Here is a 258-nt window from a genome sequence, read left to right as displayed (position 1 = left end):
ACACATCGTATTCTAAATCTATTTTAATTCCTGGGTCAATAATAACAACGGTTTTAAACCCATCATCAGCCAGTTCTTTTACCATTTTTTTGGGTTCCGGAAAATAATCTTTACTCCATGTAAAACATCTAAAACCTTCCATGTAATCAATGTCTAAATAGATGGCATCACAAGGAATTCTTAGGTCTCTAAATTTTTGTGTAATTTCTTTAACATTGGATTCTGGATAGTAACTCCATTTACATTGATGGTATCCCA

At 32.2% G+C, this 258-nt stretch carries 1 protein-coding gene; it reads right to left on the bottom strand.

From position 1 onward, the window contains the following. Positions 1-258 (bottom strand): TIM-barrel domain-containing protein (locus Q4563_RS20880; protein WP_303605881.1); only part of this gene is annotated, 258 nt, incomplete at both ends.

The sequence above is a fragment of the Gilvimarinus sp. 1_MG-2023 genome (assembly GCF_030548285.1).
Note: the sequence above shows the minus strand (reverse complement) of the source record. Positions and strands in the feature narration are given on the sequence as shown.